At 62.1% G+C, this 21,758-nt stretch carries 15 protein-coding genes and 1 tRNA gene; 13 read left to right on the forward strand and 3 right to left on the reverse strand.

Annotation, left to right across the window (positions count from 1 at the left end; genetic code table 11):
- Positions 1-201 precede the first annotated feature (201 nt).
- Positions 202-3,618: a DUF2339 domain-containing protein gene (locus BM438_RS02235; protein WP_093632686.1), complete on the forward strand. Its 3,417-nt coding sequence runs from the start codon at positions 202-204 to the stop codon at positions 3,616-3,618.
- Positions 3,615-5,141: a DUF3999 domain-containing protein gene (locus tag BM438_RS02240; RefSeq protein ID WP_093632687.1), complete on the forward strand. Its 1,527-nt coding sequence runs from the start codon at positions 3,615-3,617 to the stop codon at positions 5,139-5,141. The genes BM438_RS02235 and BM438_RS02240 overlap by 4 nt, the downstream gene beginning before the upstream one ends.
- A 160-nt stretch (positions 5,142-5,301) precedes the next feature.
- On the opposite strand, the gene BM438_RS02245 is transcribed toward BM438_RS02240, so the two are convergent.
- Both BM438_RS02245 and BM438_RS02250 read right to left on the reverse strand, forming a co-directional pair.
- Complete coding sequence (locus BM438_RS02245; protein WP_093632688.1) at positions 5,302-5,754, reverse strand: MarR family winged helix-turn-helix transcriptional regulator; 453 nt, start codon at positions 5,752-5,754, stop codon at positions 5,302-5,304.
- Between the two features lie 64 nt (positions 5,755-5,818).
- Positions 5,819-6,964, reverse strand: coding sequence for a glycerate kinase (locus tag BM438_RS02250; RefSeq protein WP_093632689.1), 1,146 nt, complete (start codon positions 6,962-6,964; stop codon positions 5,819-5,821).
- Positions 6,965-7,539: 575 nt separating this feature from the next.
- On the opposite strand from BM438_RS02250, the gene tig reads away from it, so the two are divergent.
- From tig to BM438_RS02290, 8 genes are all read left to right on the forward strand, one after another.
- Positions 7,540-8,886 (forward strand): trigger factor, encoded by a 1,347-nt coding sequence (gene tig, locus BM438_RS02255; protein WP_093632690.1) that lies wholly within the window; start codon positions 7,540-7,542, stop codon positions 8,884-8,886.
- A gap of 206 nt (positions 8,887-9,092) precedes the next feature.
- Positions 9,093-9,746 (forward strand): ATP-dependent Clp endopeptidase proteolytic subunit ClpP, encoded by a 654-nt coding sequence (clpP, locus tag BM438_RS02260; RefSeq protein ID WP_007182010.1) that lies wholly within the window; start codon positions 9,093-9,095, stop codon positions 9,744-9,746.
- A gap of 197 nt (positions 9,747-9,943) precedes the next feature.
- Positions 9,944-11,215: an ATP-dependent Clp protease ATP-binding subunit ClpX gene (gene clpX, locus BM438_RS02265; protein ID WP_007182009.1), complete on the forward strand. Its 1,272-nt coding sequence runs from the start codon at positions 9,944-9,946 to the stop codon at positions 11,213-11,215.
- Positions 11,216-11,417: 202 nt separating this feature from the next.
- Positions 11,418-13,844, forward strand: a complete 2,427-nt coding sequence (gene lon / locus BM438_RS02270) for an endopeptidase La (protein ID WP_054039529.1) — start codon at positions 11,418-11,420, stop codon at positions 13,842-13,844.
- 252 nt (positions 13,845-14,096) lie between these two features.
- Entirely contained in the window at positions 14,097-14,459 is a 363-nt protein-coding gene (locus tag BM438_RS02275) for an HU family DNA-binding protein (protein ID WP_266210673.1), read from the forward strand.
- Between the two features lie 144 nt (positions 14,460-14,603).
- A tRNA-Val gene (locus tag BM438_RS02280) sits at positions 14,604-14,679 on the forward strand.
- Between the two features lie 205 nt (positions 14,680-14,884).
- Complete coding sequence (locus BM438_RS02285) at positions 14,885-16,225, forward strand: tyrosine-type recombinase/integrase (RefSeq protein WP_167378283.1); 1,341 nt, start codon at positions 14,885-14,887, stop codon at positions 16,223-16,225.
- Positions 16,226-16,431: 206 nt separating this feature from the next.
- Positions 16,432-16,632, forward strand: a complete 201-nt coding sequence (locus tag BM438_RS02290) for a hypothetical protein (protein WP_093632692.1) — start codon at positions 16,432-16,434, stop codon at positions 16,630-16,632.
- A gap of 954 nt (positions 16,633-17,586) precedes the next feature.
- Here BM438_RS02290 and BM438_RS02300 read toward each other — a convergent pair.
- Positions 17,587-18,399: an RraA family protein gene (locus tag BM438_RS02300; protein WP_093632694.1), complete on the reverse strand. Its 813-nt coding sequence runs from the start codon at positions 18,397-18,399 to the stop codon at positions 17,587-17,589.
- Between the two features lie 162 nt (positions 18,400-18,561).
- Here BM438_RS02300 and BM438_RS02305 point away from each other — a divergent pair, with 162 nt between their 5' ends.
- From BM438_RS02305 to BM438_RS02315, 3 genes are all read left to right on the forward strand, one after another.
- A complete protein-coding gene (locus tag BM438_RS02305) occupies positions 18,562-20,160 on the forward strand; it encodes an IclR family transcriptional regulator domain-containing protein (protein WP_093632781.1) in 1,599 nt (532 codons plus the stop codon).
- Positions 20,161-20,190: 30 nt separating this feature from the next.
- Positions 20,191-21,087, forward strand: a complete 897-nt coding sequence (locus tag BM438_RS02310; RefSeq protein ID WP_093632695.1) for an aldose epimerase family protein — start codon at positions 20,191-20,193, stop codon at positions 21,085-21,087.
- A gap of 179 nt (positions 21,088-21,266) precedes the next feature.
- Positions 21,267-21,755, forward strand: coding sequence for a nuclear transport factor 2 family protein (locus BM438_RS02315; protein WP_093632696.1), 489 nt, complete (start codon positions 21,267-21,269; stop codon positions 21,753-21,755).
- Positions 21,756-21,758: the final 3 nt, after the last annotated feature.

Genomic DNA, 21,758 nt, shown 5'->3' on the forward strand with positions numbered 1-21,758 from the left:
AATAAGCGCGCAAAGTTGGGAAAAATCGATATGCATCAGCAAATAAGCGTCACGATCCGACAGCGCTCGCCCGATGGCTCAAAAGCGCGATTTACGTGGTATTCTGCGCGCCGATTTTCGCTGTATTGCCGACGCGATATTCTCGGATTAATTCGAGCGACAAAGGGATCTCGCAACAGAAGACAATAAAAGAGGGATGCGATGAGCGTGATATTTGCCGTGATCGGCGTGGTGGTCGGGATAATCGCCGCCGTGTCGAACGATTTCTCGATCGGCTTCGGTGCATTGGTGGGTGGGGTGGCCGGCGTTGCGATTGCACGGCTGTTGCAAAAGAAGCGTCCGGGTGTCGCGAACGAACCCACATCCAAGCCGGCTGCGGCCTATAGCTTGAGCCAACCCGGCAGCCCATCCGGCACATTGGCCGAGCGCGTCGAGCAACTCGAGCGCGAGATCGTCGCGCTGCGCGGCGAGATCCACGAATTGCGGGCCAGCGTTACAGGCGTATCGGCGACTGAAAGCGTGGATGGCGAGCCTGCGACGTTCAAACTGCGTCCGGCCAATGTCGTGCCGCGTCCATACGCGATGCCGCCTGCAGTGCGGCAGAAGTCGCATCCCGAGCCTGAGGCAATGCCGGCGCAGCCAGCCGCTGTGCGCCCGACGGCGAGCGCCACTGCGGTCACGCCACCCGTGTCGGCCGGCACGCCTGCATCGAGCGCTTCAGGTGCATCAAGCACGCTGAGTGCTCCGCCAACCAGCCCGATGACGCTGTCGCCATCCGCCGGGCCCGCGCTTTCCACCGAACAACTGCCAGCGCAAACCCCGCCCGCACCACCGTCTCCGCCGCGCGGTCCCAATCTCGCCGAACGCCTCTTCAAAAGTGGCCGCGATTGGCTATTCGGCGGCAACACGGTCGTGCGGGTCGGCATCATCGTGCTGTTCTTCGGCATTGCGTTCCTGCTCAAATACGCAGCCGACAACAGCCTGCTGCCGATCGAATTCCGCCTTGCCGGCGTCGCGCTTGCTGCAACCGTGCTGATCGGACTCGGCTGGCGTATCGGTGAACGCCGCGGCGCGTACGGGCTGATTCTGCAGGGCGGTGGCGTCGGTGCGCTCTATCTGACCGTGTTCGCCGCAACCAGGCTCTACCATCTGCTGCCGGCGGGCGCCGCCTTGCCGCTGATGATCGCGATCTGCGGCTTGAGCGCGTTTCTGGCGGTGCGGCAGAACGCGTCGTCGCTGGCCTTCATGGGCAGCGCGGGCGGCTTCCTCGCACCGGTGCTTCTCTCGACGGGCGGCGGCAGTCACGTGATGCTGTTCAGCTACTACGCGCTGCTCAACGCGGGCATCTTCGCGATTGCGTGGTTCAAGGCGTGGCGGCCTCTCAATCTGCTCGGCTTCGTGTTCACGTTTTCGATCGGCGCCGCGTGGGGCGTGACGGCCTACCGGCCCGAGCTGCTTGCCAGCACCGAACCGTTCCTGATCCTGTTCTTCCTGATGTATGTCGGCATCGCGCTGCTCTACGCGGTGCGCCGCGAAGTCGCGCTCAAGCATTACGTCGACGGCACCCTGGTGTTCGGCACGCCACTCGTCGCGATCGGTCTGCAAGCGGCGCTGATGAAAGGCACCGAATTCGGTCTCGCGTGGAGCGCGGTGGCGCTGGCCGCGTTCTACCTCGCGATCGCGGGGTGGCTCGCGCGGCGGCGCGCGCACCTCGGCATGATGTTCGAAGCCATGCTCGCGCTGGCCGTGATCTTTGCAACGCTCGCCGTCCCGCTCGCTTTCACCGGACCGACCACGAGCGCGACCTGGGCAATCGAAGGCGCCGCGATCACCTGGCTCGCTGTGCGTCAGCGGCGCCTGATCGCTTTCGGCTTCGGCTTGCTGATGCAACTGGCCGCGGCGGGTGCGTATGTGGTCGGCACGCTTGCGCAGATCGATGCCGCGCATGCCTGGCCGGTGCTCAACGGTGCGTACATCGCGAGCGTGCTGATCGCGGTCGCGGGCATCTTCACGGGATGGCGGCTGCATGGGCGCAGCGAGGCGGGCGCGTGGCACGCGTGGATGCCTCAGATTGGCCTTGTCGCCGGCGTGTGGGGGCTGTCGTGGTGGATATTGGGTGGTCTCAGCGAAATTAACACGTATGCGCAGACCCATCTTGCGTATGACCGCGATCGCTTCGAGACTGCCGTCGTCGCGTTGTTCGCCGTTTTGACAGCGTGGCTCGCGCACGGCACGCGCCGCAAGCTGCGTTGGCCGCTCGTCGAACTTCCGGCGCTCGCGCTCGTGCCGGTTCTCGCTCTGCTGACCTTGGGCCTGTTCATGTTGAGCATGGCGCCGGTCAGCGGTTACGGTTGGCTGGTTTGCGCGGTCGCCGCCGCGTCCACCTACTTGCTGCTGTGGCGTCAGCAACGCGATGTCGGCGATCGTGTGCTTGCGCCGCTTCATACGCTGATGTTCTGGACCGCCGGCGCGCTCGTCGCGCTCGAAGGCTATTGGGGCCTGCGCGCCTACGTGCCGGAAGGCGCATGGAGCTGGAGCGCGTGGGCTTATGGCTTCGGCATTCTGCTGCTGTTGGTGGCGGGCGTCGGGCATCGTTTGCGCTGGCCGGTCGCGCGTTTCGTAATGGCCTATCAGGTGTGGGCCGCGGCGCCGCTCGCCGCCTTGCTGTGGGCCTGGAGCATCGCGAGCGTGACGAGCGACGGCAGCGCCGCGCCGCTCTTCTGGCTGCCGATTCTGAATCCACTGGATGTCGCGCAGATCCTCGCGTTCATCGCCTGCGCCGTGTGGCTGCGGCGGTTGCGCGCACTCGGTGTGCACTGGCATCCGCGGGCCTTCGACTATGCGGTGCTCGCTACGCTGTTCCTATGGTTCAACGCGTTGCTGCTGCGCACGCTGCATCATCATTTCCATGCGGCGTACGATGTCGATGCCGTGCTGGCGTCGTTCAATTTCCAACAGGTGTTTCTGGTCGGCTGGAGCGCGTTTGCATTTGCCGGGCTGTGGCTCGCGCGTCGCGACAGCATCGTGCGCTTGTGCGCGATTGCATCGACGCCGCTCGTTCTGGTGATGTGGGTGTGGACGTTCTACGCGAACCTGACACAGGACGGCGGCGCGTGGGCGCAGCTGCCGCTGCTCAATCCGCTCGACCTGGTGCAGGCGGTGATTTTTGCGCTGGCGGCGTTGTGGCTCGTGCGCATCAGCCGTCTGGGTGTGCCGGTCGGCGAATACCGTGTGCCCTTGCAGGTGGCGGTCGGCGTGACCGGATTTATCTGGCTCAATGCGATGCTGCTGCGCACGCTGCATCATTGGATTGGCGTGCCGTATCAGCTCGACGAGATGTCACATTCGATGCTCGTGCAGGCCTCGGTATCGGTGTTCTGGACAGTCTGCGCATTGGCTATGATGATCTGGGCAACGCGCCGGGCCAGCCGGATATTCTGGTTCATCGGCGGCGGCCTGCTGGCGGCGACCGTCGTCAAGCTGTTCCTGTTCGATTTGTCGCACGTGACGGGTATCGAACGGATCGTGTCGTTCATCGGTATCGGCCTGATGCTGCTGCTGATAGGCTACTTCTCGCCGTTGCCGCCGAAAGCGGCCGTTCTGGAATCTGAGCAATGAAGCGTGTCCTGATAGCGACGGGGTGGTGTCTCGCGATCTCGTCTGTGTGGGTATCGACGGCGACCGTAGCGGCCGATCGTTTTGCCCAGCGTTTTGCGCTCGAACTCGAAAGCGGCGCCGCCTATTACAGCGTGCCGTTGCCGGCAGCCGTCTACGCTGCCAGCCAGCGCAACGATCTCGGCGATGTGCGCGTATTCAATGGCGCCGGCGAGCCTGTGCCTTATTCGCTCGACGCGCCACGTGAGTCGGCCCGCGCGCCGGCGACATTGCGAACGGTGCACTGGTTTCCCTTGCCGCCCGCCGCTTCCGGCGGCACCGGTGCGCCACTCGGCGTGACGATTGCTGCTGACGGATCGCTGCGAGCAACCTCAGCGCCGCCTGATCGCTCGCAACATGACACGGACCTGATCGACGTCGCGCGCGAGGCGCGGGGCGAAGCGCGGGTCGATGCATTGGTCGTGCATGTGCGTGACGACAATTACCAGGGGCGCGTCAGCGTCGAGTCGAGTGACGATCTGCGCAACTGGCAACCCGCGGGCGAGGCGCAACTGCTCAAGGTCAGCTACAACGGCAGCACGCTGAGCCAGGATCGCATCGAGCTCAATGGGATGCGCGCACGCTATCTGCGCTTGCACTGGCTCGACGGTGCGCCGTATGTCGAATCGATCGACGCTCAGGTGCAGGTGGCCAGCGCCGGCGCGGCGCAGCGCGCGGATATGCAACGGCAATGGCGCGAAGGGATCGTCGCCCATCCGGGGCCGAAAGCCGGCGAGTATTTCTTCGAGAGCGGTGGGCCGTATCCCGTCGATCGTTTGCGCCTGAATCTCCCGCAGCCGAATACGGTGGCGCCGGCCGTCGTCTATTCGCGCTCGGGTCTGGAGACGGCGTGGCGAGAGGTATCGAGCGCGACGCTGTTCCGCTTGCATAACGGCACGGTGGAACAGAGCAATCCATCGCTTGAAATGGAGCCCGACACGGATCGCCACTGGCGCGTGGTGGTCGACACGCGCAATGGCGGTTTGGGAAGCGGTGCGTTGACCGTCGCCGCGGGCTGGCGTCCGGCGACGCTCACCTTTGTCGCGCGCGGCGCGGCGCCGTTTACGTTGGCGGTGGGGAATGCGGCTGCGGTGTCGTCGGCGGTGAGCCGCGCGGATCTGCTGATGGGCGCTTCGTCAGTTGCGGTGATGGCGCGGGTGGGTGAGGAATTGCCCGTTGGGCCGGAGGCGGATGCGCAGTTGTCGGGCAAAGACCCCGATGCAATGCGGCGCTATATGTTGTGGGCCGCTTTGTTGTTGGCCGTTGGCTCGCTCGGTGCGATTGCCTGGCGGCTTGCGCGTGGCGCTCAGGGGCAGGCTGCGGCTCAGGCTCACGGCGTGGCCGACGGCGGCGGTGGAGTGGCCGGCGCGGCCGACGCTGGCGGATTGGCCGGCGATGGCCTCGGCGGCGGGTCAGGCGCGGCGAGCGCTGCAGCTAAGGACGCAGGCACCGCTAGCGCTGACGGTCAAAGCACGGAAAAGAAGTGACTTCAGTGCGAGCGTACCTCGGCGTAAAGGATTGCAGGAAGTCGTGCTATTGGAACGTGCCGAGGGGCTGCGCTGTAGCGTGGCAATCGCGCCGAACAGAGCGATCGCGGCGCCAGAGGATTGCCCGTCACGGGCGCCCCGCGCCTGCGCACGCCGTTGCTTACTCCTCGCGCTCCGACATCGTGTTGATGATCTTGTCCAGCGCTGCGCCGAACGCGAGTTTTTCCTGTTCGTCGAGGCAGTCGAACATATCCCCGTTCCACTTGCGCGCGATCGGCATCACCTTGCGATAGAGCGCGCGGCCTTCAGGGGTCAGCGACACCAGCACGACGCGCCCGTCTTCGGCGCTCGGCTCGCGCTTGACGAGTCCTTGTTTGATCAATGCCTCAGCCGCACGGCTCGCCTGACTCTTATCGAGGTTAGCGTGCCGCGCCAGTTCCATGATCGAAAACGGTCCAAACGAGCCCACCGACGCCACCACTCTTGCTTCAGGTAATGTCACGCCCAATTTGTCCTGATAGCGCTCGCTGATGCCACGCTCGGCGAGTTTGTTCAGGACGTGCAGACGGTACGTGAGGAACTGTTCGAGTCCGGTTCTGGCGGATGCCTTCATTGTCTTCCCGTTGTGAGTGGGTGCGGTCGTGGCGCTGTGATTGTTGCCGCAACCGTTCCGCCGGTCAACGCGCGCCGTATTTCAGGCGCGTCAACTGTTCGGCCGCGTCCGCCAGCAGACGCGCTGCGTCGCGAATCGCAACCTCGAGCGTGATCGGCCCCGGGGCCGGAGAGAAGCAGCCACTGAAGTATTCGGCGAGACGCGGTAGCGCCGCGGAGTCGACCGCGCCGGAAAGCAGCGTGGCCGGTACGCCCGCCGCCTGCGCATGACGGCACGCGATGAACGGCGCCTTGCCGTGCAGCGTTTGCACGTCCGAGCGGCCTTCGCCGGTGATCAGCCAGTTCGCGCCCTCGAGCGCAGCGTCCAGACCGATCTGGCGCGCGACGGTTTCCGCACCCGGCTCGAACTGCGCGCCGAGCATGTGCAGCGCAAAGCCGAGACCGCCGGCCGCACCCGCGCCGGGTTGGTCGCGGGCTGTGCGCCCGAGCGCTGCCTCGAGCAGATCGGCGAAGCGGGCGAGGGCGGCGTCGATCGCAGCAACCTGTTCCGGCTTCACGCCCTTTTGCGGACCGAACACCGCGGTTGCGCCGTGATCGCCGGTCAGGGGATTATCCACGTCCGACATGCCGACGAATTGTGTGTCCGCGAGGCGCGCATCAAGTTGCGACACGTCGAGACGCGCCACGCGCGCGAGTTGTTCGGGTGTGGCGTCGAGTTCTTTGTCTTGTGCGTCGAAAAGTTTCAGCCCGAGGCCGGCCAGCAGGCCGGCGCCACCGTCGTTCGTGCTGCTGCCGCCGAGCGCGACGAAAAAGCGCCGCACGCCTGCATCGAGCAGCGCGCGAATCGCTTCGCCCATGCCGCGCGTGCTGCGCGCCTCGACCGGTACACCCATGCCGACCGGATCGGTAATGCCGACGATTTCCGCAGTTTCGATGATCGCACTGCCGTCTGCCAGCAGGCCCGTGAGTGCCTCGCGCATCGGACCGGCCGCGCCGCGCACGCTCAGCTTGCGGCGTTCGCCGCCACTCGTGAGCATGGCGTCGAGCGTGCCTTCGCCACCGTCGGCCATCGGACAGATGCGCACGCTGGCGTCCGGCCGGGCGCGCTGGATGCCGGACGCAATCGCCTGGGCGACCTGTTCCGCGCTGAGCGAACCTTTGAAGGAATCGGGGGCGATGACGACGACAGGCGAGGACGGCAAATTCGGCATGGTGTCTCTGAATGGTTGGAGTCGTTGCGAGGGCGGGTGAATTGACCAGATGCGTGCGCAGCCCCGAGCGCGTCCGTAAGCTTATCAGCATGGGCGCGCCGACTGAATATGTCGAATGGCATAGCCGGGATTGTCCGTGGAGGCGCGCGCGAGATCCATCCGTATGAACGCGGGCGGCGGGCGCGAGGCATATCGGTCATGCGGGCGCTTCCGACACAGGCGCGGCAGGGAAAGGGGTCGTTAACACGCCGTAAGCGAGCTGAAAACTGGCAGGGGATGGGCGTGAAGCGTTCAGCGAACCGCCGCCAGGCAACCTGCAAACAGGCGAAAAACAGCGCGGAAAACGGCTCGAACACCGATAAAAGCGCACGCAATCATCGAATCCCGGCTAAGCGCGCAAATAGTTTGCTAAAATATTCGGCTCTTTGGACCCAACCGTGCTGCCGGCGGCCTGCAAGCCCGCGGCGCAGGCGCGCAATCGATGCCAGACGACGCAAATGCGACATCGGCGACATCGAAAAGCGGCACGGAGAAGATAACTGATTCGCTCGAATAATTTTAGGACGATTGAAGCCATGGCTAACGTTGTTGAAAACCTCGGCAAGCTCGAACGCCGCGTAACGATTTCCCTGCCGAAGGACACCGTGCAGAAGGAAGTGGACTCGCGTATCCGCCAACTGGCAAAGAACGTGCGCATGCCGGGTTTCCGGCCGGGCAAGGTGCCGCTCAAGATGGTGACGCAACAGTATTCGGGCCAGGTTGAAGCTGAAGTGCTGAGCGACAAGGTCGGCAAGGAATTTTTCGACATCAGCCGCGCCGAAAACCTGCGCGTTGCCGGTCAGCCGAGCTTCGCGCCGAAGGCCGACGCTGCTGAAGGCGATTACGCGTTCGACGCGACGTTCGAGGTGTATCCGGAAGTGAAGCTGGGTGACGTCGCCACGGCTGAAATCGAACGCACCACGACCACCATCAGCGAAGCGGAAATCGACCGTACGCTGGACATCCTGCGCAAGCAGCGCGTGCACTTCCACGCTCGCGGCGAAGCCGGCGAGCACGGTGATGGCGGCGCGGACACGGCGGCTAAAGACGGCGACCGCGTGACGGTCGACTTCGTCGGCAAGATCGACGGGGAAGTGTTCCAGGGCGGCAGCGCTGAAGATTTCGCTTTCGTGCTGGGCGAAGGCCGCATGCTGCCGGAATTCGAAAAAGCAGCGCTGGGCCTCGCGGTCGGCGCATCGAAGGAATTCGACCTGGCTTTCCCGGCTGACTATCACGGCAAGGATGTCGCTGGTAAGACTGCGCAATTCACGATCACGATGAAGAAGATCGAGTGGCCGCATCTGCCGGAAATCGACGCCGAATTCGCCAAGTCGCTCGGTATCGAAGACGGCGATCTGGTCAAGATGCGCGCTGAAATCAAAGACAATCTCGAACGCGAAGCGAAGCGCCGCACGCAAGCCATCGTCAAGAATCAGGTGATGGACGCGCTCTTGAAGATTTCGGAACTCGACGTGCCGAGCGCCTTGATCGCACAGGATCAGGAACGCCTCGTCGGCATGGCGCGTCAGGATCTCGAGCAACGTGGCGTGCCGAACGCCGCCGACGCACCGATCCCGGCTGAAATGTTCAAGGAACAGGCTGAGCGTCGCGTGAAGCTGGGCCTCGTGCTGGCCGAACTGGTCAAGGCCAACGAACTGCAAGCCAAGCCGGAGCAGATTCGTGCCGAAGTCGACGAATTCGCGAAAAGCTACGAAGACCCGAAGGAAGTCGTCCGCTGGTATTATTCCAATCAGCAACGTCTTGCAGAAATGGAAGCGTACGTCGTTGAAGCCAACGTCGTCGATTTCGTCCTCAGCAAGGCCAAGGTGACGGACAAGGAAGTAAGCTTCGAAGAACTGGCAAGCGCAACGGCGCAAGCGTAAGCGTCGCTGCAACGGCGTGCCGGCTGTCGGAGCGACGGCCCGCACGCCGTTTTTTTGTGCTGTGAAAGTGCGGTGCGTTTTGCATGGCGTGTTTTACACTGCGTCGCACGCCGCGCTCGCACTGATCGGGCACTTGAATACGGGCTCGTCGGCCACACCTGTCTAGCATCTAATATTTAGAATATTTCCAGACAAGGATCCATTGCATGACCTTTCGCGCCCAAATGCTGGACACGTTGACCTCCCAGTCGTCCCGGGATCTCGAAGCGCAGGCGCTCGGACTGGTGCCGATCGTCGTGGAAACGAGCGGCCGGGGCGAGCGCTCGTATGACATCTATTCGCGTCTGCTGAAGGAACGCATCGTGTTCCTGGTCGGTGAAGTGAACGACCAGACGGCCAACCTCGTCGTCGCGCAGATGTTGTTCCTTGAAAGTGAAAACCCGGACAAGGACATCAGCTTCTACATCAACAGCCCGGGCGGTTCGGTTTCGGCCGGGATGGCGATCTACGACACGATGCAATTCATCAAGCCGGACGTGTCCACGTTGTGCATGGGTCTCGCGGCTAGTATGGGCGCATTCCTGCTGGCAGCGGGCGCGAAGGGCAAGCGTTTTGCGCTGCCGAATTCACGGGTGATGATTCACCAGCCGCTGGGCGGGGCGCGCGGCCAGGCGTCGGACATCGAAATCCAGGCGCGTGAAATTCTGTACCTGAAGGAACGTCTGAATCACCTGCTCGCGCACCACACCGGCCAGCCGGTCGAGCGTATTGCACGCGACACCGACCGCGACAATTTCATGTCCGGCGATGACGCGCAAGCTTACGGTCTGGTTGATCAGGTGGCGCACAAGCGTCCTTGAAGTGTCCTTGAAACGCCGGTGCGGTCTTGCCCCAAAATGGGGCGAGGCCGTCGTCGGATCGGTTGTGAAATAATCAAGACTCGTCCGAGTGCCTGCGGCAAACGCCGTCACCTTGGCTCAAGCCCTGCCGCGCCCAAACTGCGAGGCCGGGGCAAACGGCGTATCATGTAATCGAGTGTCCGGAGGCTCACACATCTATGGCGGACAAGAAAGGTTCTAACAGCGAAAAGCTGTTGTATTGCTCGTTCTGCGGCAAGAGCCAGCATGAAGTCAAAAAACTGATTGCCGGCCCGTCGGTGTTCATCTGTGATGAATGTATCGACCTGTGCAACGAAATCATCCGCGATGAGGCTGCAGGTGCGGGCATCGAGGCGGGCTTGTCCAAGTCCGATCTGCCGAGTCCGCAGGAAATCCGTGAAATCCTCGACCAGTACGTGATCGGTCAGGAACGCGCGAAGAAGATTCTCGCGGTCGCGGTGTACAACCACTACAAGCGCCTCAAGCACCTCGACAAGAAGGACGAAATCGAGCTGTCCAAGAGCAACATTCTGCTGATCGGCCCGACCGGTTCCGGCAAGACCTTGCTCGCACAGACGCTCGCACGCCTTCTGAATGTCCCGTTCGTCATTGCCGATGCAACGACGCTGACGGAAGCCGGCTATGTCGGCGAAGACGTCGAGAACATCATTCAGAAGCTGCTGCAGAACTGCAATTACGAAGTCGACAAGGCCCAGCGCGGCATTGTCTACATCGACGAAATCGACAAGATCAGCCGCAAGTCCGACAACCCGTCGATCACCCGCGACGTATCGGGCGAAGGCGTGCAACAGGCCCTGCTGAAACTGGTTGAAGGCACGATGGCGTCGGTGCCGCCGCAAGGTGGCCGTAAGCATCCGAATCAGGACTTCATTCAGGTCGACACCACCAATATTCTGTTTATTTGCGGTGGCGCATTCGACGGCCTCGAGAAAGTCATCGTCGACCGTACCGAGAAAACCGGTATCGGCTTCGGCGCAAGCGTGAAGAGCAAGCAGGACCGCGACGCCGGCGAAGTGCTGCGCGAAGTGGAGCCGGAAGATCTGATCAAGTTCGGCCTGATCCCTGAACTGATCGGCCGTCTGCCGGTGGTGGCTACGCTTGGCAAGCTCGACGAAGTGGCGTTGATGAAGATCCTCGTCGAACCGAAGAACGCTCTGGTGAAGCAATACCACAAGCTGTTCAATATGGAACGCGTCGAGCTCGAAATTCGCCCGGCTGCGTTGCAGGCTGTTGCACGCAAGGCGATCCGTCGCAAGACGGGCGCTCGCGGCCTGCGCTCCATCCTGGAACAGGCGTTGCTTGATGTCATGTACGATTTGCCGCAGATGAAAGGTGTTAGCAAGGTCATCATCGACGACAACGTGATTGACGGCGACGGGAAACCCCTACTGATCTACGAAGACGCGCCCAAAGTGGCGGGTTCGAACTGATCGGCTTTCGGGTTCTGCAAAAAAAGCCGTTCATGGCAACGTGAACGGCTTTTTTCGTTTATCGTGTGGTCAGGATGGTTGTTTTCACTATGGAGTCACTGAACCTTCGGAGTCACTGAACTTTTCCCACACGCGGAGGCTTGCAATCTTTTCTGCTGGCCTCACCTATCGAACGAACTGATTCCACTCATGGGGAAATGAAATGTCAGGAACCCAACTCCTTCCGCCGGAACGCATTACGCTCCCGCTGCTCCCGCTGCGTGACGTAGTCGTCTTCCCGCACATGGTGATTCCGCTCTTCGTAGGCCGCCCGAAGTCGATCAAGGCTCTCGAAGCAGCGATGGAAGGCGGCAAGCACATCATGCTCGTCGCCCAGAAAACGGCTGCGAAAGATGAGCCGACCGAAAAGGACATGTACGAAGTAGGGTGTATCGCCAACATCCTGCAAATGCTGAAGCTGCCCGATGGCACCGTTAAGGTGCTCGTCGAAGGCTTGCAGCGCGCGAAAACGCTTTCCATCGAAGAACAGGAAACGCAGTTCTCGTGCGAAGTCATGCCGCTCGAACCCGACCACGCCGACAGCGCTGAAACTGAAGCGCTGCGCCGCGCGATCGTGTCGCAGTTCGACCAGTATGTGAAGCTGAACAAGAAGATCCCGCCGGAGATCCTGACGTCGCTGTCGGGCATCGACGAGGCTGGCCGCCTGGCCGACACGATCGCGGCGCATCTGCCGCTCAAGCTCGACCAGAAGCAGCACATTCTTGAAATGTTCCCGGTCATCGAGCGCCTCGAGCATCTGCTCGCGCAACTCGAAGCCGAGATCGACATCCTGCAGGTCGAAAAGCGCATCCGTGGGCGTGTGAAGCGCCAGATGGAGAAGAGCCAGCGCGAGTACTACCTGAACGAACAGGTCAAGGCGATCCAGAAGGAACTGGGCGAAGGCGAAGAAGGTGCGGATCTCGAGGAACTTGAGAAGCGCATCACGGCTGCCCGCATGCCGAAGGAAGCCAAGAAGAAGGCCGACGCCGAGCTGAAGAAGCTCAAGCTGATGTCGCCGATGTCGGCTGAAGCGACCGTCGTGCGTAACTACATCGATACGCTGATCGGCTTGCCGTGGCGCAAGAAGAGCAAGGTCAACAACGACCTCTCGAATGCGGAACGCGTGCTCGACGAAGACCACTTCGGTCTCGAGAAAGTGAAGGAACGCATTCTCGAGTATCTCGCGGTCCAGCAACGTGTCGACAAGGTGAAAGCGCCGATCCTGTGCCTCGTTGGGCCTCCGGGTGTTGGTAAGACGTCGCTGGGTCAGTCGATCGCTCGCGCTACGAACCGCAAGTTCGTGCGTATGGCGCTCGGCGGCGTGCGCGACGAAGCCGAGATTCGCGGTCACCGTCGTACGTACATCGGTTCGATGCCCGGCAAGATTCTGCAAAGCCTGACCAAGGTCGGCGTGCGCAATCCGCTCTTCCTGCTCGACGAAGTCGACAAGATGGGCCAGGATTTCCGCGGCGATCCGTCCTCGGCTCTGCTGGAAGTGCTCGATCCGGAACAGAACCATACGTTCGCCGATCACTACGTCGAAGTCGACTTCGATCTGTCGGACGTGATGTTCGTGGCAACGTCGAACTCGCTGAACATTCCGCCGCCGCTGCTCGACCGGATGGAAGTGATCCGTCTGTCGGGTTACACGGAAGACGAGAAGGTCAGCATCGCGCAACGTTATCTTTTGCCCAAGCAGAAGAAGAACAACGGCCTCAAGGATGGCGAGGTCGATGTGACGGAAACCGCGATCCGCGACATCATTCGTTACTACACGCGTGAAGCGGGTGTCCGTTCGCTCGAGCGTGAAATTTCGAAGATCTGCCGCAAGGTGGTGAAGATGCTTCTGCTGAAGAAGGCGGAAGGCGCGGTGACGGTCGACGGCAGCAATATCGACACGTTCCTCGGCGTGCGCAAGTACGACTTCGGTCTGGCCGCGAAGGAAAATCAGGTTGGCCAGGTCACGGGTCTTGCGTGGACGGAAGTGGGCGGCGATCTGCTGACCATCGAAGCCGCGGTGATGCCGGGTAAGGGCAATGTGATCCGCACGGGTTCGCTCGGCGACGTGATGAAGGAATCCGTCGAAGCCGCGCGCTCGGTGGTGCGCTCGCGTTCGCGCCGTCTGGGTATCAAGGACGAAGCGTTCGAGAAGCAGGACATTCACATTCACGTGCCGGAAGGCGCGACGCCGAAGGACGGTCCGTCGGCTGGCATCGCGATGACGACCGCGCTGGTGTCGGTGTTGACCGGTATTCCGGTTCGTGCCGATGTCGCGATGACGGGCGAAATCACGTTGCGTGGCGAAGTCTTGCCGATCGGCGGCCTGAAGGAAAAACTGCTGGCGGCGCATCGCGGCGGTATCAAGCTGGTGCTGATTCCGGAAGAAAACGTCAAGGACTTGACGGAGATTCCGGACAACGTGAAGAACGCCATCGAAATCATGCCGGTCCGCTGGATCGACAGGGTTCTGGAGCTGGCGCTCGAACGTGTGCCGCAGGCGTTGCCGGACGAAGAGCCCAAGCCTGCTGCGCCTGTCGCGGCGGCTGAGCCGGGCAAAGACGCCGGTGCAACGGAAGTCGTGAAGCACTAAGCTGGTCAGTAGCGAAAGCTGTTTGCTGTACGAAAACCCGCGGCCTCGGTCGCGGGTTTTTTATTGCCTGCGAGATACATGAAATCACGTCTGGAACGCACGCAATCCCACTTTTTGAGTAAAGGACGTTCTGAGCCGGCGACTGGTTGTGCGCACATCGATCTGTAACAAGATTTGGTGACAGAGGGCGCCCTCCAGAAGCGCTTAAATCAGGCTCAACCCCGCTTGACACAAGGGTTTCGGCCAATTCTAATGAGTCGGCTCGGCGTTACCCGCCGGCCGCGTGATGCCAGGCGCTACAGAGCGCCGTCACGGTTGCCACAAACATTCTCGGGGGTTGGAATGAATAAAACGGAATTGATCGATCACATTGCACAGCAAGCCGATATTTCGAAGGCGGCGGCAGGTCGTGCACTCGACGCGGTGATCGGTGGGGTCAAAGGTACGTTGAAGAAGGGCGGTTCGGTGACGCTGGTGGGATTCGGTACCTTTGCCGTGGGCAAGCGTACCGCGCGTACGGGGCGCAATCCGCGCACCGGCGCCGCCATCAAGATCAAGGCAGCGAAGGTCCCTAAATTTAGGCCTGGCAAAGCTCTGAAGGATGCGCTAAACTAATGGGCTTGCTGCTTGAGGAATTGCAGGTTCGTTAGAAAGAAGTGCAACGAATCGTGCGTGATCTGTGTGACTTGGCGTCGCACTAGTTGATACGCAAGTTGATCAATCAGGCAGCAAAAGCAGGAGCACGCTGAATCGCGAAACGGGTGCTTAGCTCAGTTGGTAGAGCGGCGCCCTTACAAGGCGTAGGTCGGGAGTTCGAGCCTCTCAGCACCCACCAGTTTCGTGATTCCCAGTTGTCCAGCACAGTCTGAAAAAGTAGGTTGCAGTCCCTGAAACCCGCGTGGCCATTGGCTTTGCGGGTTTTTTGTTGCCTCCGGCCTGTCCAGGAACGTCCACGGTCGGCTATTAGAACCCGCACTTTTACCGTTGTATTTTCCGATGTATGTTGTGTCCTGTGTCAGTTCCGGATGCGGAATACAACGATGGCTCGATCTCCTCTCCACCAGCTCACCCGGCTCGAGATTGTCAACGCGAAGCCGGCAGCCAAACCTTACACCTTGTCAGACGGCGGGCGGCTCTACGTGCTGGTCAAGCCCGAAGGTGCCAAGCTGTGGCGCTGGAATTACGATTTCGCTGGAAAAACCAGGACGATGGCTTTCGGTAGCTGGCCGGAGGTCTCCGAAAAGGAAGCACGCGCCGCTCATGCAGCCGCACGGGAACTGTTGCGCCAGGGCATTGATCCCATGCAAAAGCGGCGCGAAGACAAGCGTCGTGCAAGATTCAGCGCGAATGCGACCTTCGAAGCTGTCGCAAACGCGTGGATCGCCGAGCAGAAAGCGCACTGGTCCGGCGACTACCTCGACAAGATCGAACGGCGGCTCGCGAAGAACGTCTACCCTTGGCTCGGCAGGCGGCCGATCGCCGAGATCACCACACCGGAATATGTGGAACAGGTCATTCGTCGCGCGCGCGACCGTGGCGTCCTCGACACGGCAAGAAGGGTGAGAGAGACGTGCAATTGCGTCTTCCGGCATGCGGTCGAGAACGGCCTCATCAAATCGTCCGAAAATCCCGCGATCGATCCCAAGGTGGGCGGCGTGAGAACGCCGCCGGTGCAGCACTACGCAGCCATCACGGACCCCGGGGCGCTGGGGCAGTTGATGCGGGCGATTCAGTCATATAAAGGCACACCGATCGTGCGAGCCGCGTTGCAGTTCGTGCCGTTAGTTTTTCAGAGGCCTGGCCAGATAAGAACCGCTAGATGGGAACAGTTCGATCTGGACAAGGCACTCTGGACCTGCCCGGCGGCAATGATGAAGGGAAAGCTGGCGCGTAAGAAGGGTGGTCTGCCTCACCTCGTGCCGCTGTCCCGCCAGGCCGTCTCAATACTTCGGGATCTTTATCCGCTAACCGGCCCGGAAGGCTATGTGTTTCCAAGCCGCAAGGCCGGCCTGCCCATGTCGGACGGCACGATCAATGCGGCTTTGCGGACTATCGGGTATTCGGGTCACGAAATGACAGGGCATGGCTTTCGCGCCACTGGCCGTACCCTGATTCGGGAGCGCCTGGGTTACGACAGGGAAGTCGTTGAACGGCACCTTGCTCATGGCAGCGACGAGGAGCTCGGAGACGCATACGATCGGGCTCAATTCTTCGACCAGCGGCGACGGATGAGCCAGGATTGGGCCGATTACCTTGATCGGCTAGCGGGCGACAACAGTCAGGACGGTCTCGCCCAGTCGGACATGCCGGCCGGGGAAAGGACGGCGTTCCTGGAGGAGGCGACGACGGGCGGGAAGCTGCAATCCACAACTGCACAATGAGTTTCCCGCTAATAGCCAGAGTGCCGACGAGGGGAGGTGGGAAAAATCTGTTCTACTAAATGACCGTCGCCACATGACCACGCGGATCCGCATCCCCCACGAGGGTTTGGTCTCTTGATTGGCAACTTGAGCGGAACGGACTTCGAATTGTTCACGCGCATGATCTGCGAGGAGCGACAAGCACACGCCGGGCAAGATGCGCGACGTTGCCTCAGCAACAGCAGAAACGCGCAAACCTGGCGTTCTCCGGCGACATTCCCGCCGTGGTGCAGCGCATCAGTTGTGATCTGTTTCTGGCCGATTTGGACACGCATGAAGCACGTATTCATGGCGACATCGCTGCCGATTTCGACGAATCGGCCTACGCACAGAGCATCTGGCAGCGCGACCGTGCCGACGTCGCCTGACGTGAGTCCAGAAGCGGGCGCGAGTTCACGTTAGCGCAACTACGCAGGAGGTTGGAACCTTTATGTCCATTCAGTTCGAATCGACCGCGACGCGCGCTCCGGCTATCCGCGCAGCCTCACAATGCCGAGCGCGCCGTGGCGCGGCGTGGTCTCTCACGCAGCGTCTGGATCGCCGGTCTCGCGGCGCTGGCATGGCTCGGCAGCGCCGCGCTGACCGAATGGTGATGAACGCCCGCGTTCCGGCATTCACCCCTGGCTCGGTAGAGATCCAGAGAATCGTCGTGCCAGGCCTGTGTCCAGAGGGGTACATGTCAATCCTATGGTTGCCCGCTTGCGGGTACCTCGAATGGTTTGCCATCACGCATCACGTAATAGGCCGCACGCGCCAGCTTGTGCGCAAGTGCCTTCATCGCGACTACCGGAAGATGCCTTTTCCACTGCGCAAAAAGCCTTGCAGGTCGTGCCACTAGCCGTGTTTTTTGACAACTCACCTGATCGTGAAGACGGGCGGGGCACCCACTGACCTGTGGCCATTATCAAAAACGGCTCGGTACTCGCTCAACACGGCGACATGCCAACGTGGTGGTCGATGATCATGCCATAGCCATAGGGCGTGTGGCCACGCGCATTCGCGCAAAAAGAGTGCACCGGCGATGCGATCATTAGCGCTGGGGAACCGAGTACGGGGATTTGCGAGCGTCCGATGCTGGACGTCCGGACGCTTACACCGTAAGCATTATGGAGTTCCGCAATGGCAAGGTCATTCGCGTGACACAGTATTTCTCGCATCCGTTCGAAACGCCTGCCAGTGGGTTCAGCAGATCGCGTGAAAACGCGTTGTCCGGAGCCAGGAAGCACGTGCTGCGTATGCCGGTTGCCCGAGACGGCGGCCGGTTATCAACCGAACCTTCGAAGGCGTGCAGGTGCACTACCTGCACGCCGATGCGTCCTCGTTCAGACTGAACCTCGCTCGACTTGTGGCAACGGCTTGATCTCCTTGCGGCCACCTGCCGCCCACGCCTCGTAATCGGCATAGGTCTGCTGGCTCGGCGGATACACGCCCCACAGCGCCTCGCCCGCAGCAATTCGCAACCCCAGATAGGTTTCGATGTCGTCCTGCTTTTCGCAGATGTCGGCGAGTTCTTCCGCGAGATGAGCGGGGACGAGAGTCAGTCCGTCTGCGTCACCAACGATGATGTCACCCGGATACACGGCCACGCCCGCGCAGCCGATCGGCACCTGCAGATCGGCAACGTGGTGATACGAAATGCGCGTCGTTGCGGTGATTTCACGCGAGTAGGCCGGCAACGGCATTTTCGCGATTTCACTTCCGTCGCGCAATGCGCCGTCTGTCACGATCGCGCGCGCGCCGCGGGCGAGCAGGCGTGTCACCAGGATATTGCCCGCCGACGCTGCGCGGGGATCATCGCGGCTGTCGATCACGAGCACGTCGCCTTCGCGAACCTGTTCGACACCCTGCCATTGCAGATTGTCGGCGTTCGGGCGCGTCGTCATCGTGCCGTAGGTGTCGATGTCCTCGCGCGCCGGAATGAAGCGCATCGTGAAGGCGCGGCCCGCGAACGGCTTGACCTCGTGATTGACTGCCTTGAGGCCGACCAGCGCCGGTTGGCGAAAACCGCGCTTGAAGAGTTGCGTCGTCAGCGAGCCGCTGCTGACTTTCGCGAGGCGCGCGAGCGTGGCGTCGCTGACCTCGGCGCTGCGTGTCGTTTCACGGTCGAGACCCTCGGCGTAGGCATGAAGTGTCATTGCGCTTTCCTTAACGATGGAAGAGAGAAGTGGCGGGCTGGTTCCAGTATATGGAACTGGAGGCATGTCAGTGCTCCAATGAAGCCGATCCTACTGCTAAAGTCGCAGGTGGAGACGGAGCGCGCGGCACGCGCAGACCCGCGAATTCCAAAAGGTGGAAATATGGCTACAGGAGACGGAACCGCAGCACTCTCGAAGGCGCTCACGGTGCTCGAAATGGTCGGCGCGACGCCGTATGGTTTGTCGAACGCGGATCTGCTCGAATCCGCGGGTTTGCCTAAGACCACGCTGTATCGCATTCTCGCGACGCTGATTGAGCACGGCTTGCTGCGGCGCGATTCCACGCATCGCGTATACCGGCTCGGATTCCGCTATCTGGAACTGGTGCGCAATTCGTATCTGATGCCTGACCTCGTCGCGGCCGCGACGCCGGAGTTGCGCACGCTTCGCGATCTCACTGGCGAAACCACTTACCTTGCCGCGCTCGACGGCAGCGAAGTCATCTCGCTCGAACGATGCGATGGCGCGCATTCGCAGCGCTCGGCGGCGGCGCTCGGCCGTAGCAAGCCGATCTATTGCACGGGGCAGGGCAAGGCGATCCTGTCGTGCATGCCGCGCGACGAACGCGACACGCTGTTGCGCGGCGTAACGATGACGGCGCTCACGCCGCGCACTATCACCGACCGCCGCCGGTTGCAGGTCGAGTTGCGCATCACGGCAGCACGCGGCTACGCAATCGACGACGAAGAGATTGTACTGGGAGTGCGCTGCGTCGCCGCGCCGATCGTCGATAACGAAGGGCGCGTGCGCGGGGCGTTGAGCGTGGCGGGTCCTGCGTTCCGCATGTCGCTCGCGCGGCTCGAACTGCTTGGGCCGGAAATGGCCGACGCGGCGCGCCGCGTGGGCGCACAGTTGCAATCGCACGCGAGCCACGCGGAAGCCGACGAGGTCGGCGCAGTGAGCAGCGGGTGGGCCTTCCATGGCGCGTTTCCGGTCTGGTCGGCCGCGCGCGGCACGCTCTTCTGGGCCGACACGCTCGCGCCCGCGCTTCATGCATTCACGCCCGGGCCCACTAACGCGCGGGAGCGCATGGTATGCGGGCTCGATGCCCCGATCGTCGGCCTGCAACCGCGACCCGAAGGTTTGCTGATCGCGCAGGCGGGCCGCCATCTGATTCTCGCCGACGACGACACGCTCACTGTGCATGAAGGTTCGCGCGTGTGGAACGACCCGGACATCACGTTGCTGGGTACGGACGCCGCAGGCCACACATGGGCGTGGTTCGAGACCGGCAATTCAGGCCATCTCGGCTTCATCACCGACGTCCAGCGCTTCGAGGCCGTGTGGAAGTTCAGCGAAAAGATCGATTCATTGACGTGGTCCGCCGACGGTGTGACCGCCTACGCCGCCGCGTCCGCGTCGGGCACGCTCTACATGCTTCGGCGCGGTTCGTCGAGCGTGCGCCGCTTTGCATCGATGCCACCCGGTTCGGGCCGCCTTTCGGGCATCGCACTCGACGACACCGGCGGCATCTGGACCGCGCTGCGCGACGGCTGGAGCCTTATGCGCTTCGGCGCGGACGGTGCGCTCGAGCGCGTCGTCAGCCTGCCGGTCGCGGCGCCCACCGGCCTTGCATTCGTTCCCGGCGATGCCGGCCGCGCGTCGCTCTACATCACGAGCGACCGCAATCATCAGTCCATCGAATCGCTGGCAGGCGCGCCGCTCTCGGGCCATCTGCTGCGCTTGCAGTTCGACGCCTGACATCACGCATTTCTTTCCAGTCTTTTCGCCATGACCGAATCATCCCGTCTTCTGCTTTCAAACGGCACGCTGCAGGCCGAAATCGCGCCGCACCTGGGCGCACGTATGTGCCGCCTGCAGGCGCTCGACGGCGACATCGATCTCGTTATGCCCCTCGGCGAATGGCGCGCGCCCGAGCATGACTGGCCCAAAGCGGGCGCCTACCCGTTGATACCGTACTCCAACCGGATCGCCGGATCGTGCCTTGCCTTCGGCGGTGAAATTCACACGCTTACACCGCACCCTCTGGATTTGCCGAACGCGTTGCACGGGCACGCGCAAAGCTGCGCATGGCAGGTGCTGGCGCACGATTCCCAGCACGCGAAAATGGCGCTGCGCGAGCGCGCATGCGGGCATTGGCCGTGGCCGTTCGAAGCAGGCCTGAGCTTCGCGCTGCGCGCGAACGCACTCGACGTGTCGTTCACCCTTCGCAATGAGGGCGATAGCCCGATGCCGGCCGGCCTCGGCTGGCATCCGTTTCTTGCGATCGACGCGGATTCGACGCTGCGCTTCGACGCACTGAAGCGTTGGGAACTCGATGCTACCTTCCTGCCGACCGGTCGCACGCAGCGGAACCCGCAATCGACTTCGCTAACGCGCGGCGACTGCGAAACGAGCAATCTCGCGATCTACGCCAGCGAATGGGACGGAACCGCAATGCTGGAGCGCCGCAGGGGCACCTTGCTCATCACGGCTGCCGCGCCGTTCACGCATCTCGTTGCGTTTGCGCCGCGCGGTGCGCCGTATTTCTGCGTCGAGCCAGTGACTCACGTTGCGAACGGTTTCAATCTCGCCGCTCGCGGCATCGAGGGAACCGGCCTGAAGGTGCTCGCGCCGGGCGAAGTGTTCGCAGCGCAGCTCACGCTAGCTTGGGAACCAAATCGCTGACGGGCGCGCGACAGCTGTCCGGTTCCATAAGGTGGAACTCGCGTCGCTGGCGCGTCTCTAGTGGTCCGAAATCCGCATCGATGCGCCACTAAACTGGTGACCACACTCAGTTCAGCGTATCGCACGTGCCATTTCCGGCGCGACTCTGGCGCGAACTTCCCCCAGGAGGAGCATCACTGATGGCCCATTCCGATCAGGACCGCTACGCGGCACTCATTCGCCGCTACTTCGACGCCTGCAACAAAGCCGACTACGACAAACTCGTATCGTGCTTCACGCCTGACGCCGTGCATTATTTTCCCGCCGGCCTGCCCGACGTGCCGTGGCGCAGCGCCGACATGATCGCGCGCAAATGGCAATGGTGCGTCGCCGAGTTGGGCTCGCAATGGACCATCGAGAAAATCCTCGTGTCGCGCGACTCGGATGAAGCCGTGATCGAGTGGACGCACTGGAAGACGAAGCTCGGCACCGCGTTGCGCGGCGATGAATGGTATGTGTTCGATCGTGAGACCTGCCGCATCAAGGAGATTCGTGCTTATTACGCGTCGCCCGCCGACAAGCGCGTCGCGATCAACGAACTCGTTGCATTCGACTACCAGGAACGCGGTTACTACCTGGAGGCGCAAACCACGCCGCCGGCGAACGTGAAAGCGGAGGTGCAGTCGTGAGCG

The sequence above is a fragment of the Paraburkholderia aspalathi genome, assembly GCF_900116445.1.
Taxonomy (GTDB): Bacteria; Pseudomonadota; Gammaproteobacteria; order Burkholderiales; family Burkholderiaceae; genus Paraburkholderia; species Paraburkholderia aspalathi.